General features: G+C 70.7%; 12 protein-coding genes. 2 read left to right on the forward strand and 10 right to left on the reverse strand.

Features of this window, described 5'->3' with window-relative positions; genetic code table 11:
- Positions 1-79: 79 nt before the first annotated feature.
- Positions 80-877, forward strand: coding sequence for an IclR family transcriptional regulator (locus PGH47_RS03975; RefSeq protein WP_271662246.1), 798 nt, complete (start codon positions 80-82; stop codon positions 875-877).
- A 62-nt stretch (positions 878-939) separates the two neighbouring features.
- On the opposite strand, the gene PGH47_RS03980 is transcribed toward PGH47_RS03975, so the two are convergent.
- The 9 genes from PGH47_RS03980 to PGH47_RS04020 all read right to left on the reverse strand — a co-directional run bounded on the left by PGH47_RS03980 (position 940) and on the right by PGH47_RS04020 (position 15,198).
- On the reverse strand, positions 940-1,542 hold the full coding sequence (locus PGH47_RS03980) for a sarcosine oxidase subunit gamma (RefSeq protein WP_271662247.1): 603 nt from the start codon (positions 1,540-1,542) through the stop codon (positions 940-942).
- A complete protein-coding gene (locus PGH47_RS03985; protein WP_271662248.1) occupies positions 1,535-4,768 on the reverse strand; it encodes a sarcosine oxidase subunit alpha family protein in 3,234 nt (1,077 codons plus the stop codon). The genes PGH47_RS03980 and PGH47_RS03985 overlap by 8 nt, the downstream gene beginning before the upstream one ends.
- 28 nt (positions 4,769-4,796) lie before the next feature.
- A complete protein-coding gene (locus PGH47_RS03990) occupies positions 4,797-6,029 on the reverse strand; it encodes a sarcosine oxidase subunit beta family protein (protein WP_271662249.1) in 1,233 nt (410 codons plus the stop codon).
- Positions 6,030-6,060: 31 nt separating this feature from the next.
- Positions 6,061-6,921 carry a bifunctional methylenetetrahydrofolate dehydrogenase/methenyltetrahydrofolate cyclohydrolase gene (locus tag PGH47_RS03995; RefSeq protein WP_271662250.1) on the reverse strand — a complete coding sequence of 287 codons (861 nt, stop codon included), beginning with the start codon at positions 6,919-6,921 and terminating at the stop codon, positions 6,061-6,063.
- A gap of 96 nt (positions 6,922-7,017) precedes the next feature.
- The gene (locus tag PGH47_RS04000; RefSeq protein WP_271662251.1) at positions 7,018-9,456 is read right to left on the reverse strand and encodes a GcvT family protein; all 2,439 of its coding nucleotides are present in this window, start codon (positions 9,454-9,456) and stop codon (positions 7,018-7,020) included.
- 181 nt (positions 9,457-9,637) lie between these two features.
- On the reverse strand, positions 9,638-10,606 hold the full coding sequence (locus PGH47_RS04005) for an ABC transporter substrate-binding protein (RefSeq protein WP_271662252.1): 969 nt from the start codon (positions 10,604-10,606) through the stop codon (positions 9,638-9,640).
- A gap of 13 nt (positions 10,607-10,619) precedes the next feature.
- Complete coding sequence (locus PGH47_RS04010) at positions 10,620-12,623, reverse strand: ABC transporter permease (RefSeq protein WP_271662253.1); 2,004 nt, start codon at positions 12,621-12,623, stop codon at positions 10,620-10,622.
- The gene (locus PGH47_RS04015; protein WP_271662254.1) at positions 12,623-13,708 is read right to left on the reverse strand and encodes a quaternary amine ABC transporter ATP-binding protein; all 1,086 of its coding nucleotides are present in this window, start codon (positions 13,706-13,708) and stop codon (positions 12,623-12,625) included. The genes PGH47_RS04010 and PGH47_RS04015 overlap by 1 nt, the downstream gene beginning before the upstream one ends.
- A 20-nt stretch (positions 13,709-13,728) precedes the next feature.
- A complete protein-coding gene (locus tag PGH47_RS04020) occupies positions 13,729-15,198 on the reverse strand; it encodes an aldehyde dehydrogenase family protein (protein ID WP_271662255.1) in 1,470 nt (489 codons plus the stop codon).
- Between the two features lie 219 nt (positions 15,199-15,417).
- Here PGH47_RS04020 and purU point away from each other — a divergent pair, with 219 nt between their 5' ends.
- Positions 15,418-16,290 (forward strand): formyltetrahydrofolate deformylase, encoded by an 873-nt coding sequence (gene purU / locus PGH47_RS04025; RefSeq protein WP_271662256.1) that lies wholly within the window; start codon positions 15,418-15,420, stop codon positions 16,288-16,290.
- Between the two features lie 78 nt (positions 16,291-16,368).
- Here the strand turns inward: purU and PGH47_RS04030 are convergent, their stop codons facing one another.
- On the reverse strand, positions 16,369-17,211 hold the full coding sequence (locus tag PGH47_RS04030) for an alpha/beta fold hydrolase (protein ID WP_271662257.1): 843 nt from the start codon (positions 17,209-17,211) through the stop codon (positions 16,369-16,371).
- Between the last annotated feature and the right edge of the window lie 11 nt (positions 17,212-17,222).

Consider the following 17,222-nt stretch of genomic DNA (forward strand, 5'->3'; position numbering starts at 1 on the left):
TCCACGCACCGCCGGCGGCCCACACTCGCGTTCCGAAGTCGCCCCGGGATCCATGGACACAGCCGCGTATAGTTGCGCCATGAGCAACTACGCGGCAGAGGGCGCAACAGCGGGCTCCGCGGTGAGCGGCGTGCAGTCCGTCGACCGTGCCGTCAGCGTCCTGGAGATCCTCGCCCAGCGTGGCGAGGCGGGTGTCAGTGAGGTGGCCGCCGAGATCGACGTCCACAAGTCGACCGCGTTCCGGCTGCTCGGGGCACTGGAGGCCCGTGGCCTGGTCGAGCAGTCGGCCGAGCGGGGCAAGTACCGGCTGGGCTTCGGGATCGTACGTCTGGCGGGTGCGGTGACCGGCCGCCTCGACGTCACCCAGCAGGGCCGGCAGGTGTGCGAGCGGCTCAGCGAGGAGATCGGCGAGACCGTCAACATCGCCGTCCTCCAGGAGCACTACGCGGTCAACCTGTATCAGGTACGCGGCCCGGGCGCGGTCGGCACCCACAACTGGGTCGGCCAGCTCACGCCGGTGCACGCCACGTCCAGCGGCAAGATCCTGCTGGCCCACCTGACGGCGGAGGAACGCGCCGAGGTGCTCTCGGCGTCGGGGCTTCGGAAGCTGACCCCGCACACCCTGACCGCGAGGACGAAGCTGGAGCAGAACCTCGCGGAGGCGCGCGAGCGCGGGTACGCGGTGACCCTGGAGGAGTTGGAGATCGGGCTGCACGCCGTGGCTGCGCCCATCCGGGCACGCGACGGCGAGGTCATCGCCGCCCTGAGCGCCTCGGGCCCCGCGTACCGCTTCACCGAGGAGCGCATCCACGGGTTCGCGCCCGCGCTGGTCAAGGGCGCGGAGGAGATCAGCCACCGGATGGGCCACCTGGGCTGAGCACGCGCCGCCTGTGGGAGCCCCTCGGGTCGGGGCTCCCACAGGCGGCGGTGTGACGTCGCTCAGACGTATTCCGTGGCCGCGTCGAGCAGCCAGTCCGCCAGATAGCCGGCGAACGACGAGCGGACCAGGATCCAGAACCCGGCCCTGGGTTCGTCCCGGGCGACCAGGACGACCTGGGTGCGGCCCAGCGTCGTCTGGGCGCAGCGCCCGGAGCCGAAGGACCGCGGGTGCAGGTCCAGGGGACAGCCGTGGGCCAGCAGGTCACGGGCGCGGGGGCCGGTCACCAGCAGGGTGGTGCGCTGTGCGGAGACGTCGGTGACCGAGACCGGCTCGTCCCCGGCCGCCTCCCGGATCCGGCTCTCCAGCTCGCCTTCACCGCCCGGCGGTCCGATCAGCAGCCATTCGTCCGGGCCGAGCCACAGCGCGGTCAACTCGCCCGTGCGGACGACCGTGTTGGGCTGGAGCGGGAGCTGGAGGTCCAGTGCGAGGCCGACGGCCTCGAACGCCGCTCCCTTGGCGTCGAGCCGGACGTTGACCTGGGCGAGGAAGGGGAGTTCGGCCAGCCGGACAGCGCCCTCGGAGGTGCGGGTCGCGGCGGCCAGGCGGTCCGTGGCCTGCGACAGGGGGCTGCGGAGCGGGACGGTCAGGGCGTTGTCAGCCATCGCGGCGGGCTCCCTCGGGGTCGTAGAGGACGGGACTTGCGACGGTCACCGGGACCAGCCGGTCGCCGACGGGGGCGAAGAGCCGCTCGCCGATGCGGTCACGGCCGCCCTTGACCAGGGCGAGCGCGAAGGTCCGGCCGAGCGCCGCGCTGCGGTAGCTGGACGTGACATGGCCGAGCATGGGGACCGGCGGTGTCAGCAGCACACCGTCGGCGATCAGGTGGGTGCCCTCCGGGAGGAAGGTGCCCGGGTCCTCCGGGAGGAGGCCGACCAGGTGTTTGCGGTCGGGGCGGGCGGTGTCGGCCCGGGCGTATGACCGCTTGCCGATGAAGTCGGGCTTCTTCTTCGACACCACCCAGCTCATGCCGAGGTCCTGGGGGGTGACGGTGCCGTCGGTGTCCTGGCCGATGATCGGGTAGCCCTTCTCGGCCCGCAGGACGTGCATGGTCTCGGTGCCGTACGGGGTGATGCCGTACGGGGCGCCGGCCTCGTACACGGCCTCCCACAGGGCGAGGGCCTGCCACGGTGACACATTGATCTCGTAGGCGAGTTCGCCGGAGAAGCTGATCCGGCAGACCCGGGCCGCGATCCCGGCGACGGTCGCCTCGCGCCAGGCCATGAACGGGAAGTCGTCGTTGGCGACGGCCAGTTCGGGCGCCAGCGAGCCGAGCACCTCCCGGGACCTCGGGCCGACCAGGGCGACCGTGGCCCACTGCTCGGTCACGGACGTGCAGTGGACCCTCAGCTCGGGCCACTCGGTCTGGTGCCACTCCTCCATCCAGTCCAGTACGGCGGCCGCGTTGCCCGTCGTGGTGGTGACCAGGAAGCGGTCCTGGGCGACGCGGATGACGGTGCCGTCGTCGAAGACCATGCCGTCGGGGCGGCACATGACGCCGTAGCGGATCATGCCGACCTTCAGGGTGCTCATCATGTTGGTGTAGAGCCGGTCGAGGAGGACGGCCGCGTCCGGGCCCTGCACATCGATCTTGCCGAGCGTGGAGGCGTCCATGAAGCCCACGCTCTCGCGGGTCGCCCGGCACTCGCGCAGTACGGCGGCCTCCATGTCCTCGCCGGCCAGCGGGTAGTACCAGGGGCGCTTCCACTGGCCGACGTTCTCGAACAGGGCTCCGTGCGCGGCATGCCACTCGTGCAGGGCGGTCGTGCGGACCGGATCGCTGAGCGCGCCGCGGTCGCGGCCGGCGAGTGCGGCGAAGGAGACCGGGATGTACGGCGGGCGGAACGTGGTCGTGCCGAGTTCCGAGACGTCCACGCCGAGCAGTTCGGCGACAACGCCGCCGGCCAGCACGCCGGAGGTCCTGCCCTGGTCGTTGGCGGTGCCGGCCGTGGTGTAGCGCTTGGTGTGCTCGACCGAGCGCAGGCCGGCGCCGGTGGCGCGGGCCAGGTCGTCGACGGTGACGTCGCGCTGGAGGTCGACGAAGCGCGGGGCGCCCGCCGCGCCCGGCAGGGTGTACACGTGCATGGGCGGGGTCCGCCGGGGCTGTGCGGCCGGTGCCGGGAGACGGGGTGCCGCGGGTGCGTAGCCCTCGGCCTCGACGGCTCGGGCTCCCGCCGCCGCGCCCTGTGCCAGGACCGCGGCCAGGTCCGCCGCGCCGCTCGCGGCGCCGGCGACCTCGACCGCCTGCCGTGCGCTGTCGGGGACGAAGGAGCCCAGCGCCTCGTCGTGGCGGAGCCTGCCGCCGGACTGGCTGAACAGATGCACCACCGGGTTCCAGCCGCCGGAGACCAGCAGCAGGTCGGCGGCGAACTCCCGCTGTCCCGCGGACTCCCCGTAAGGGGCGACGGTCACTGCGCTGAGGCGTGCCTCGCCCGCGGTGCCGGTGACGGCGTGACCGGCCAGCACCTCGATGCCGGCGGCCCTCGCGCGCTCGGCCCACTCCCCCGGTTCGGGCCGGGTGTCGACGACGGCCGTGACGGAGAGGCCCGCCGCGGCGAGGTCCAGGGCCGCCGCGTAGGCGCTGTCGTTGGTGGTGAGGACGACCGCGTGGCGGCCGGGCAGGACTCCGTACCGGTTGAGGTACGTACGGGCCGAGGCGGCCAGCATCACTCCGGGGCGGTCGTTGTCCGCGAAGGCGAGCGAGCGTTCGTGGGCGCCGGTGGCCAGGACGACCCGGCGGGCCCGGATACGCCACACGCGTTCGCGGGCGACGTCCGAGGGGGCGTCGGCGCCCAGGTGGTTGGTGCGGCGTTCGACGGCGAGGAGGTGGTTGTCGTCGTAGTGGCCGAAGACGGTGGTGCGGGACAGGACGCGGACCTCGGGGGCCGCGGCGAGCCGGCCGGTGACCTCGTCCACCCAGTCGAGGTGTTCGCCGGTGCCCAGCATGCTGCCGCCGGGCTCCGGCTGGTCGTCGGCGAGTATGACGCGGGCGCCGCTGCGGGCTGCCGCGGCCGCCGCCGCGAGTCCGGCCGGGCCCGCGCCCACGATCAGCAGGTCGCAGTGGGCGTGCACGGCGTCGTAGCGGGCCGGGTCCGGTCCGGTGGCGAGGCGGCCCTGGCCGGTCAGGCTGCTCGCGACCAGGCCGTCGTACAGCTCGACGGTCGTCGCGGGGAGCATGGGCTCCGGGAAGGGTTCCTCGATCTGGACGACCGCGTTGGGTTCTTCGACGCCGGCGGAGAAGATGCCGCGGGGGCGGCCCAGCTTGATGCTGGTGCCTGCCTGGATGACGCCGCCCGCGAGAAGGGCGGAGGCGAGGGTGTCGCCTCGGAAGCCTTGGTATTCGGTGCCGTCGAAGGTGAAGGTGAGGGGCTCGTCGCGGCGGATTCGGCCGCGGGTGGGGTGGCGGAAGGGTGCGCCCCCGCCGCCTCTGCCCGTCCCGTCCTGAAGGGGCTCCGCCCCTTCCACCCCGCCGGGGGCTGCGCCCCCGGACCCCGCTTCGGCCTGAACGGCCTCGTCCTCAAACGCCGGACGGGCTGAGAAGACTGGCCTCGGCCCGGGTGTCGCCGGGCGTTCCTCTCCCGTCCTGTACACCGTCAGGATCTCGTTCGTCGACGTGTCCCGTACCGCGTTGAACCAGCGCCGGCAGCCCGACGCGTGGCTCCAGCGTTCGGCGAAGGGGCCCTTGGTGTTGTCGCGGAAGAAGAGGTACCGGGCCCACTCCTCGTCGGAGAGGGACGCGGGGTCCTGCGGGTACGGCACATGGGCCTGGCCGCCGTAGTGGAACTCGGCCTCGTCGCGGGGCCCGCACCACGGGCAGGGGATGAGCAGCATGGATCGGCTCCCAGAGCTTCCAGTGGTCCTAGTGGGCCACAGCGGCCGCGCCGTGCTCGTCGACGAGCGCGCCGGTGGTGAAACGGTCGAGCGAGAAGGGGGCGTTCAGGGCGTGCGGGGTGTCGTTGGCGATGGTGTGGGCGTAGACCCAGCCGACGCCCGGGGTGGCCTTGAAACCGCCGGTCCCCCAGCCGCAGTTGAGGTAGAGGTTGTCGACGGGGGTCAGGCCGATGATCGGTGAGGCGTCGGGGCTGACGTCGACGATGCCGCCCCAGGTGCGCAGGACGTGGGCGCGCGCGAAGACGGGGAAGAGCTCCAGGGCCGCCGACATCTGTTCCTCGATGATGTGGAAGGCGCCGCGCTGGGTGTACGAGTTGTACGCGTCGATGCCGGCGCCCATGACCAGCTCGCCCTTGTGGGCCTGGCTCACGTACACGTGGACCGCGTTGGACATCACGACCGTGGGGTGGACGGGCTCCAGGAGCTCCGAGACCAGGGCCTGCAACGGGTGGCTCTGGAGCGGGAGTTCGATGCCGGCCATCGCGGCGAGGACGGAGGTGTGGCCCGCCGAGCACAGCGCCACCTTGCCGGCCGCGATGGGGCCCAGGTTCGTCTGCACTCCGACGACCCTGCCGCCGACCACGTCCAGGCCCGTGACCTCGCAGTTCTGGATGATGTCGATACCGGCCGCGTCGGCCGAGCGGGCCAGGCCCCAGGCGACGTAGTCGTGCTTGGCGATGCCCGCGCGGGGCTGGTAGGTGGCGCCCAGGACCGGGTAGCGCACGTCCGGGGAGATGTTGACGATCGGGCAGACTTCCTTGACGCCGTCCGCGTCCAGCCACTCCGCGTCCACGCCGTTGAGGCGGTTCGCCTCGACGCGGCGGACGCTGTCGCGGACGTCCTGGAGGCTGTGCGCCAGGTTCAGCACGCCGCGCTGGGAGAAGAGGATCGGGTAGTCGAGCTCCTCCGCCAGTCCCTCCCACAGCTTGAGGGCGTGCTCGTAGATGCCGGCGCTCTCGTCCCACAGGTAGTTGGAGCGGATGATCGTGGTGTTGCGGGCCATGTTGCCGCCCGCGAGCCAGCCCTTCTCCAGCACGGCGACGTTGGTGATGCCGTGGTTCCTGGCGAGGTAGTGGGCGGTGGCCAGGCCGTGTCCGCCGCCGCCGACGACGATGACGTCGTACGACCGCCTGGGCTCGGGGTTGCGCCACAGGAAGTCGGGGTGGTCGGGGAGTTCGGCGCCGGGGGTGCGGGGGCTCATCGGAGGGCTCCGTCCGCTGGAAGGGACAGGTTCATACGGTGTTCGCGTTCCTCTCGGCAGCCTCGACGACGTTGGCGAGCAGCATGGCCCGGGTCATGGGTCCCACTCCGCCGGGCATCGGCGCGACCCGTCCGGCGACCTGGTTCGCGCCCGGATGGATGTCGCCGACCAGGCCGCTGTCGGTGCGGGTGATGCCGACGTCCAGGACGGCCGCACCGGGGCGGAGCATGTCGGCGGTGATCAGTCCGGGCGAGCCGGCGGCAGCGACGACGATGTCCGCCTCGCGTACATGCCAGGCGAGGCCCTTGGTGCCGGTGTGGCACAGGGTGACCGTGGCGTTCTCGGAGCGGCGGGTCAGCAGCAGTCCGAGGGGTCGGCCGACGGTGATGCCCCGGCCGATCACGCACACCCGCGCTCCGGCGATCGGCACGTCGTAGCGGCGCAGGAGTTCGACGATGCCGCGCGGGGTGCACGGCAGCGGCGCCTCCTCGCCCAGCACGAGACGGCCGAGGTTGACGGGGTGCAGGCCGTCGGCGTCCTTCGCCGGGTCCATGCGTTCCAGTACGGCGCCCGCGTCCAGGTGGGCGGGGAGCGGCAGTTGGACGATGTAGCCGGTGCAGTCCGGGTCGGCGTTGAGTTCGTCGATCGTGTCCTCGACCTGCTGCTGCGAGGCGTCGGCGGGCAGGTCCCGGCGGATGGACGCGATGCCGACCTGGGCGCAGTCGCGGTGCTTGCCGCCGACGTAGGCGTGACTGCCGGGGTCGTCACCGACGAGGACGGTGCCGAGTCCCGGCGGTCGTCCGCCGCTGGCGGTCAACTTGGCCACGCGCTCGGCGAGTTCACCACGGATGACGGCGGCGGTGGCCTTGCCGTCGAGGAGCTGTGCGGTCACCGGGGGCACTCCTTCGTATGGGGGAACTGCAGCTTCCTCAGGGGCGCGGGGAACTGCGCGACCAGCCACGACGCACCCGCAGCCGGTCGCCGCAACTCAGCCACGAAGGCGGGACATCGTCGGATCGAACAACGGCTCCTGAGCGACGACCGCCTCGACGCGCCGGTCGAAATAGCCGATGTGCACGGTCCGGCCGGGAACGGCGAGTTCCGCCGGCAGCCACGCGTAGGCGATCCCCTTGCCGATCGTGTAGCCGTACGAGGCGCTCGTGACGTACCCGACGGCCTGCTCGCCGTCGTACACCGGCTCCTTGCCCAGGACGACCGACCATGGGTCGTCGATGGTGAGGCAGGTCAGCCTGCGCCGCACGTCGGCCTTGCGGCGCTCCAGTGCCTCCTTGCCGATGAAGTCGTCCTTGTCGAGCTTGACGGCGAAGCCGACGCCGGCCTCGTAGGGGTCGTGCTCGTAGGTCATGTCGGTGCCGAAGGAGCGGTAGCCCTTCTCCAGGCGGAGGCTGTTGAAGGCGCCGCGGCCGGCGATGACACCGCCGAGGGGCTCCGCGGCCCGCCAGAGGGTGTCCCAGAGTTTCAGGCCCTGGTCGGCGGTGGTGTAGAGCTCCCAGCCGAGTTCGCCGACGTAGCTCAGCCGCATCGCCGTCACCGGGACGCTGCCGATGTAGGCCCGCTTGGCGCGGAAGTACTTCAGGCCGTCGTTGGTGAAGTCCTCGTCCGTCAGGGGCTGGAGGACCTTGCGGGCGAGCGGGCCCCACAGGCCGATGCAGCAGGTGCCCGGCGTGATGTCGCGGACCTGGACGGTGCCGTCGGCGGGGAGGTGCCGGGTGAACCAGTCGAGGTCGAGGTTGCCGTTGGCGCCGATTTGGAAGAGATCGCGGCCGAGGCGGGCGACGGTGATGTCGCTGCGGATGCCGCCGTCGTGGTCCAGGAGGAGCGTGTAGGTGACCGAGCCGACCGACTTGGCGACCTTGCCGGTGCACAGGCGCTCCAGGAGGTCTGCGGAGCCGGGGCCGCTCACCTCCAGGCGCTTGAGGGCCGTCATGTCGTACAGGGCGACGGTCTCGCGGGTGGCCTGTGCCTCGGCGCCGACGATGGGCGACCAGAACTGCGCGGCCCAGTCGTTGGGGGTCGGGATGTTGCGGCCCTCGACCAGAGTCGCGTTGGCCTCGTACCAGTGCGGTCGCTCCCAGCCGTTCGCCTCCAGGAAGAAGGCGCCGTGCTCCTGCTGGCGGGGGTGGAAGGGGCTGGTGCGGATCGGGCGCGGGGCGCCGGAGGGCTGGAGGGGGTGGAGGATGTCGTAGACCTCGACGAAGTTCTGGCAGTCGCGGGCCAGGACGTACTCCGGGGACAGCTGGTGCGGCTCGAAGCGGTTGACGTCGCACTCGTGCAGGTCGAACGACGAGCAGTGGCCGTCGACCAGCCACTCGGCCAGCGCCCGGCCCACGCCCGCGGAGTGGGTGACCCAGACGGCCTCGGCGACCCAGAAGCCCTTGACGTCCGGGGACTCCCCGACGAGGGGGAAGTTATCGGTGGTGAAGGAGAACAGGCCGTTGATGCCCTCCTCGACCTTCGCCTCGCGGGTCGCGGGGAGGAGGGACTGGGTCTCGGACCAGGCGGGCTCGAAGTCCTCCTCGGTGAACTTCAGGACGGACGGCATCTCGTCGGCCTCGTCCACGGAGAGGATCTCGTCGGCGGTGATGGGCATCGGGCGGTGGCCGTAGTAGCCGATGCCGATGCCGTCGAAGCGGTCGCGGTAGTAGAGGTCGGCGTCCTGGTGGCGCAGGATCGGGCGGACCGCCTCCTGCGTCTGCCCGGCGAGGGCCGGGACGGGGCCGGTCCAGGCGAGCTGGTGGGCGAGCGGTGTGAGCGGGAGGTTCATGCCGGCCATGCGGGCGATCTTCGGGCCCCAGATGCCGGCGCAGCACACGACGATGTCGGCGGGGATCTCGCCCTGGTCGGTCAGGACGCCGGTCACCTCGCCGTCGGCCTTCAGCACGTCGAGGACCTCGTGGCGGGCGAGGAAGCGCACTCCGCGCTCGGTGGCCCGGCGGATCTGGGCCTCGACGGCGAGGACCGCCTTGGCGAGGCCGTCCGTCGGGACGAGGAGGCCGCCGAGGACCTTGTCGCGGTCGACCAGGGGGTGTTGCTCGACGCACTCGTCGGGAGTGAGCAGCCGGGACTCGATGCCCCAGGCCGTGATCCAGCCGTGGCGGCGGTGCAGTTCCGTGAGGCGCTCGGGGCTGGTGGCCACTTCGAGGCCGCCGACCTGGAGGAAGCAGGGCTTGCCGTCGACGTCGAGGGAGCAGAACTTCTCGACGGTGTAGCGGGCCAGTTCGGTCATGGTCTTGGAGGAGTTCGTCTGGAAGACCAGGCCCGGGGCGTGCGAGCTGGAGCCCCCGGTGGCGGGGAGCGGACCCTGGTCGACCACGGTCACTTCGGTCCAGCCGCGCGCGGAGATCTCGTCCGCGAGCGCCGCACCGACGACTCCCGCTCCGATGATGACCACTCGGGGTCCCGCCATCGCCGCACCTCCGGTTGAGTTGCTTTCTGCGCAACATGACTCAGGTTGCGCAACTCAATGTGCCTGCCGTGCAGGTGGGTGTCAAGAGGTCCGCTGACGTCGGGGAACGGCCCGGAAAACAGCAATGCCCGGTGGGTGGTGCGCGTCCGCTCGCACCACCCACCGGGCATCCGTGAAGGGCCTACTTGATCCAGGCCTCCACCTTGTCGCGGTTGGCCTCGACCCACTTCTTGGCCGCCGCCTCGGGGGCCATCTTGTCGACGGCTATGTACTTCGCCACGACGTTCTGGTCGTCGTTCGTCCAGGTGAAGTTCTTCACCAGGTCATAGGCCGGGCTGCCGGACTTGGCGAACTTCGCGCTGACGATCTTGTCCAGTTCGTATACGGGGTAGTCGCAGTCGACCTTCTCCGCGTCGGCGTCGCAACCGTCCTTGTACTCGGGCAGCTTGACTTTGACGAGCGGCACCTCGGACATGAACCACTGCGGCTCGTAGAAGTAGCCGATCACCCATTCCTTGTTCTTCTCCGCCTTGCGGAAGGCCTGGATGAGGGCGGTCTCACTGCCCGCGTACACCACCTTGAAGTCCAGCTTCAGGTTCTTCACCAGCGCCTCGTCGTTGGTGACGAACGACGGGTCGCCGTCGAGCAGCTGGCCCTTCCCGCCCGACTCGGAGGTCTTGAACTCGGCCGCGTACTTGTCGAGGTTGTTCCAGTCGGTGATGTCGGGGTGCGCCTTGGCCAGCCACGGCGGTACGTACCAGCCGATGAGCCCCTTGTTGCCGGTCGGGCCGGCGTCCAGGGCCGTCTTCTGGTCGGTGATGTACTTCTTCTTCAGGTCGTCGTGGCCCCAGTTCTCGATGACGGCGTCGACCTCGCCCGTCCCGAAGCCCTGCCAGGCGATCTCCTCCTTGAGGTCCTTGGAGTTGACCTTGCAGCCGAGGTCGTGTTCCGCGACGTACGCGACGACGGCCGCGTTGGCCTCGTAGCCGACCCACGGGTTGACCGCGAGGTTGAAGGTGCCGCACTTGCCGGAGTCGCCCGAGCCGCCGGACCCCGCGGAGTCGTCGCCGACCTTCGCACCGCCGCAGGCGGTGAGGGTGAGGCCGAGGACGGCCAGTCCGGCCGCGCCGGCTCGCCAGTGTCTTGCCATGGTGTGGTGCTCCTTATGCGCTGGTGCGGCGAGCCGCTGCCTGAGTGATCCGGTCGAACATGACGCCGAGAAGGACGATGGCGAGCCCCGCGGCGAGCCCCTTCCCGTACAGCTGGCCCTGCGAGAAACCGGCCACGACGTCGTAGCCGAGGGCGCCCGCGCCCACCAGACCGCCGACCACGACCATCGAGAGGACGTAGATCAGGCCCTGGTTGGTCGCGAGCGTGAGGGCGCTGCGCGCCATCGGCAGCTGGACCTTGGTGATGATCTGCCAGGTGTTGCACCCGGCCGCGTTGGCCGCCTCCACGGTGGTGGCGGGCACGTTCCGGACCCCGTCCGCGATGATCTTCATGGCGACGGGGGCCGCGTAGACGACGGCGGCGACGATCGCCGTGAAGCGGGTCGCGCCGAACAGCGCGAGGAACGGTACGAGATACACGAACGGCGGCATGACCTGTGCCGCGTCCAGGCTGGGCCGCAGCAGCCGGTCGACCAGCGCGCTGCGTCCCATCCACACGCCGAAGGCGATGCCGAGCAGCATCACCAGGACCGTGGCGACGACGGTCGACGCCAGCGTCGTCATGCTGTCGGACCAGACGCCGGTGCCGACGAGCAGGCCCACGCAGACGGCCGTGGTGATGCCCGCGCGCCAGCCCCCGAGGACCACGGCGAGCGCGATCAGGGCCGCGCCGACGAGCCACCACGGGGAGTCGGTGAGGAGCGTCTGGAAGGGGTTGAGCAGACCGTTGGTGATGGCGTCGCGGAAGGCGTTGGTGAGCCCGGACAGGTTGTCCTGCGCCCAGGTCGTCACGCTGTCCGCGCCGCTGGAGATGGCGCTGCCCACGCCTCCCTCGCCGGGGAACTCCGCCGCCCACACATAGGTGTGCGAGAGGTAGACGAGGACCGCGGCGGCTGCCGCTCCCGCGCCGAGCAGGGGGCGACGCCACGTCAGGAAACGGTTCTTCGAGTTCCGGGCCGCCTCTTCGCGGCCGCTCGCGGCGGTGGTGACGCGGTCGAGCACGATGGCCATGACGACGATCGCGAGACCGGCGTTGAAGGCGGTGCCCACGTCGAGCGACTGGAGGGCCTGGACGACGGTCTTGCCGAGGCCGGGCGCGTCGATCAGGGCGGCGATGGTCACCATGGCCAGGGCGGCCATGATGGTCTGGTTGACGCCCATGACGACGGTCCGCTTGGACATCGGCAGCAGCACCTTCGTCAGCGCCTGCCGGCGGGTGGCGCCCAGCGAGTCGGCCGCCTCGACCGTGGTCGTCGGCACGGAGCGGATGGCGTGTGCGGTGATCCGGATCGCGGGCGGCGCCGCGTAGATGAGCGTGGCGATGGTGGCGGAGGCCGGGCCGATGAGGAAGAACAGGGTCAGCGGGGCCAGGTAGACGAAGGTCGGCATCGTCTGCATGAAGTCCAGGAAGGGCGTCATGATCCGGTTGAACCGGTCGGACAGCCCCGCCCAGACCCCGAGCGGGATCGCGAACAGCAGCGCCACGAAGACGGCGGACACGGTCAGCGCGAGCGTGTCCATGCTCTCCTGCCACAGGCCCTGGAGCCCGAGGAAGGTGAAGCCGGCCACCGCCAGCAGCGCGACCCGCCAGTTGCCCACGGCCCAGGAGACGTAGCCGACGATGCCGACGACACCGAGCCAGCCGATCTGCGGGACGGGACGGCCGACGCCCGGCTGCGAGATCAGCTCCTGCACGAAGGTCACCAGGGAGTCGATGACGAAGCGGATCTCGTTGAAGAAGTAGAGGAAGAGCGGGTTGGAGTTGCGGTCCGCGCCGATCGAGTCGTTGACGTCGTTGAACCAGCGGTGCAGATCGGTGAGGTCGGCCGCCGCGAGGGTCAGGGTGTGCTTTCCGCGCAGTACGGCGAACAGCACCAGCCAGAGCACGAGGATCGCGCCGACCGCCATGGACCGGCTGATCCTGCGTCCGGTCACGGCCGGAGCGGGCGGCTCCTCCACGGGTGCCGTCTTCTCCGGTTTCTCCATCGCGACGGTCATCACGCGCCGCCTTCCGTCCCGGCGACCACCGCGAGGATCTCCTCGTCGCCGACGATGCCGAGCAGCTTGCCGTCCTCGACGACCTTGACCGGTTTGTCGGCCGCCAGCGCGGCCCGGGTGGCTTCCCGTACGACGACGTCCGGGCCGAGTTCGGGGCCGTCGAGGGCGTCGCCGTCGGCCGGCGGGCGCATGATCCAGCGCAGGGTCAGCACGTCGCCGCGCGGGACGTCCTTGACGAACTCGCGGACGTAGTCGTCCGCGGGGGCGCCGACGAGTTCGTCGCCGGTGCCGCACTGGACCATCTTGCCGTCGCGCATGATGAGGATGCGGTCGCCCAGCTTGAGGGCCTCGGAGAGGTCGTGGGTGATGAACACCATGGTCTTGCCGACCTCGTGGTGCAGTCGGATGACCTCGTTCTGCATGTCGCGCCGGATCAGCGGGTCGAGCGCCGAGAACGGTTCGTCGAAGAAGAGCACGTCGGGGTCGCCGGCCAACGCCCGGGCCAGGCCCACGCGTTGCTGCATGCCGCCGGAGAGCTGGTCGGGGTAGGAGTTCTCGTAGCCCGCGAGGCCGACGAGTTCGACGACCTCCTGGGCGCGCTTGGTGCGCTCGGCCCTGCTCATGCCCCGGATCTCCAGACCGAACGCCACGTTCTCGACGACGCGGCGGTGGGGCAGCAGACCGAAGTGCTGGAAGACCATGGAGAACTTGCTTCGCCGCAGATCGCGCAGGCGTGCCGCGTCGGCCTGGCGGATGTCCTCGCCCTCGAAGACGATCTCGCCCGCGGTGGGTTCGATCAGCCGGGTGAGACATCGCACCAGGGTGGACTTGCCGGAGCCCGACAGGCCCATGACGACGAAGACCTCGCCGGGCGAGACGTCGAAGTGGACGTCACGTACGGCGGCGGTGCATCCCGTGCGGTCCATGAGCTCGCGGCGGGTGAGGCCGCACAACTCCTCGGAGTCCGGCACCTGGTCGGCCTTCGGCCCGAACACCTTCCACAGCCTGCGCACGGAGATGACCGGGGTGGAGCCCGAGTCCTGGGGCGTGCCGCGCCGCTGCGGCACCTCGGTCTGAGTGGTCACGTTCGACCTCATTTCGGCGTTCAGCCGCGGAACCAGTGCTGCGGCCGGGGTTGGATGTTCTGCCAGATGTGTTTGGGCTCTCGGTACTCGTTCAGGCCGGTCGGGCCCAGCTCCCGGCCCACGCCCGAGTGCCCGAAGCCACCCCATTCCGCTTGCGGCACGTAGGGGTGGTAGTCGTTGATCCACACCGTGCCGTGGCGCAGCCGCCGGGCGACCCGCTGGGCCCTGCCCGCGTCCTGGGTCCACACGGCTCCGGCGAGTCCGTACTCGGTGTCGTTGGCGATGCGTACGGCGTCGTCCTCGTCGGTGAAGCGCTCCACGGTGAGCACGGGCCCGAAGGACTCCTCGTGGACGACACTCATGTCCTGCCGGCACTCGTCGAGCACGGTGGGGAGGTAGTAGTGGCCGCGTCCCAGCGCGGGGTCGTCGGGCCGCGTGCCGCCGCAGCGCAGCACGGCGCCCTCGGCGAGCCCGGAGGCGACGTAGGCCTCGACCTTCGCCAGGTGCTGTGCGGAGATCAGCGCCCCGGTCTCGGCGTCGGGGTCGAAGGGGCCGCCGAGGCGGATCTGCCGGGCCCGGCGGACGACCTCGTCGACGAAGCGGTCGTGCAGGGAGTCCTCGACGATCAGCCGGGCGCCTGCCGAGCAGACCTGGCCCGAGTGCAGGAAGACCGCGGTGAGGGCGAAGTCGACGGCCGTCTCGAAGTCCGCGTCGGCGAAGACGACGTTGGGGTTCTTGCCGCCGAGTTCGAGGGCGACCTTCTTCACGGTCGACGCGGCGGTGGCCATGATGCGTCTGCCGGTGTCGAGGCCGCCGGTGAAAGAGACCATGTCGACACGGGGGTCCTCGGACAGCGGCGCGCCCGCTTCGGGTCCCGCGCCCAGGACGAGATTGGCGACGCCCGCCGGGACCCCGGCCTCCTCCAGCGCCCTCATCAGCAGGACGGAGGTGGAGGGGGTCAGCTCGCTCGGTTTGAGGACGATGGTGTTCCCGGCCAGGAGCGCCGGGGCGACCTTCCAACTGGCCTGCAACAGTGGGTAGTTCCACGGGGTGATCAGGCCGCACACCCCAACCGGCTCGTAAACGACGCGACTTACGGCGTCGTCACGGCCGGTGTCGATGACCCTGCCGGCCTCGGTTCCGCCGAGGCCGCCATAGTGGCGGAGGCAGGAGACGACGTCGGCGATGTCGTACTCACTCTCCACCACACGCTTGCCGGTGTCCAGGGACTCGGCACGGGCGAAGTCCTTCGCATCGCGTTCGAGGATGTCGGCGGTGCGCAGCAGCAGCGCGCCGCGCTCCCGTTCGGGGGTGTTCGGCCAGTGCCCCGCGTCGAAGGCACGGCGGGCGGCGGCGATCGCGGCCTCGGTGTCGGGGCGGGTCGCCTCGGAGACGGTCGCCGAGAGCGTGCCGTCAGCGGGACACCGGATCTCCCGGCTTCCGCCGGCCACCGGATCCCGCCATTCGCCATCCACATACAGGTCTGCCACGCGCCGAGCCTTTCGACAGAAATTCGTTGCGCATCATGCACCCGATTGCTTGTGGTGGAACACCCTGGCGAATGTCCAGACAGCCGTCAAGGGGTTCGCCGATGACGATTCAGTCATGCGATCACTTGCCCTCCCCACCCTTGACCGGGAGGGGTGGCGACCCGACCATGTTGCGTATCGCTCACCATGTTGTGCAATGCGCACCGACGGAGGCCGCACATGTCCCCTCGACCGCAACCCGGCCGTGAGTACGTCCTTACTCTCTCCTGCCCGGACAGCGCCGGACTGGTCCACGCAGTGAGCGGCTTTCTCGTCAGGAACTCCGGCAACATCCTGGAAAGCCAGCAGTTCGACGACCGGCTCCAGGACCGTTTCTTCATGAGGGTTCACTTCGACGTTTCGGATCCGAACGTCGATCTGGAAAACCTGCGTTACCGGTTCGGCCCCGTCGCCCAGGCCCACGGCATCACCTGGACCATGACCGACGCCGCCACCCCGACCCGGACCCTGATCATGGTGTCCAGGTTCGGGCACTGCCTGAACGACCTGCTGTTCCGCCGGCGCACCGGCGCGCTCAACATCGAGATCCCGGCGATCGTCTCCAACCACCGGGACTTCGAGGGACTCGCCGAGACGTACGGCATCCCCTTCCACCACGTCCCGGTCACCAAGGACACCAAGGCGGAGGCGGAGGCACGGCTGCTGGAGCTGGTGCGCGAACTGGACGTCGACCTGGTGGTACTTGCCCGCTACATGCAGATCCTCTCCGACGACCTGTGCAAGCAGTTGGAGGGCCGCGCGATCAACATCCACCATTCCTTCCTGCCCAGCTTCAAGGGCGCCCGCCCCTACGAGCAGGCGTACACCCGCGGCGTGAAGCTGGTCGGCGCCACAGCGCACTATGTGACGCCGGATCTGGACGAGGGGCAGATCATCGAGCAGGACGTGGTCCGCGTGGACCACTCGCTCGACCCGGGCGAGCTCGTCACCGTCGGGCGGGACGTCGAGGCGCAGGTGCTCGCGCACGCGGTGAAGTGGCACAGCGAGAGCCGCGTGATGGTGGACGGCAACCGCACGGTGGTCTTCCGCTGAGCGGACGCGGCGAGGGGCGGGACCGGGGTATCCGGTCCCGCCCTCGTCGTATACGGCCCCCGCGTCCCGTCCGCCCTGTCACCGGTGCCGCTGGAGGAAGCCGAGCAGGGCTGCCGTGAGCTGCGCGGGGGCGTCCTCCTGGACGAGGTGTCCCGCGCCGGCGATCGGTTCGAACCGCGCGCCCGGGACGAGAGCGGCGAGCTCGCGCCCCTTCGCGATCGGGATCCAGGTGTCGTCCTCGCCCCAGCAGATCAGCGTGGGGGTGCCGATCCCGCCGTAGCGGCCCTGGATCTCGTCGGTGCAGCGCTGGTCCGCCTGGGCGATCTGCCGGTAGAAGGCGGCCTGGCCGGTGTCGTCCAGCCAGGGCTCGACGAGCCGGTCGAGGACGTCGGGGCGCAGGCCCGGGCTGCTCGCGGAGGCGACGTACTCGCGCACCAGGGCGCCGTGCAGTGCGGGCGGCAACCGTTCGAAGACGTCGGCGTGGGCGCCGACGAGCCGGAAGAACGGGGAGCCCCAAGGGGCCAGGGCGACCGGGTCGACCAGGGCGAGGGCCCGGTAGCGGGCACCGTGCAGCAGATGGGCCCGCAGAGCCACGGCGCCACCGAAGTCATGGGCGACGACCAGCGGCTCCGTGAGCTCCCAGTGGGCCAGCAGTTCGCCGAGGACGCGGCCCTGGGCGGCCAGGGACACGTCCTGGCCCTCGGCCTTCTCGGAGCTGCCGTAGCCGGGCATGTCCCAGACGTGGACGTCGTACTCGCGGGCGAGCGAGCGGGCGACGGCACGCCAGACGTAGGAGGAGAAGGGCGTGCCGTGCAGCAGGACGACCGGTGGCCCGCCGGGCGGGCCCAGCCGGTCCCAGCGGACGGCACCGGACGTACTGCTGAAGGTTCGGGTCAGTTGCCAGTCGCTGTCGGCCGCCATGCCTCTCCCGG

It is taken from the genome of Streptomyces sp. HUAS 31, from assembly GCF_028198125.1.
GTDB classification, from domain to species: domain Bacteria; phylum Actinomycetota; class Actinomycetes; order Streptomycetales; family Streptomycetaceae; genus Streptomyces; species Streptomyces chartreusis.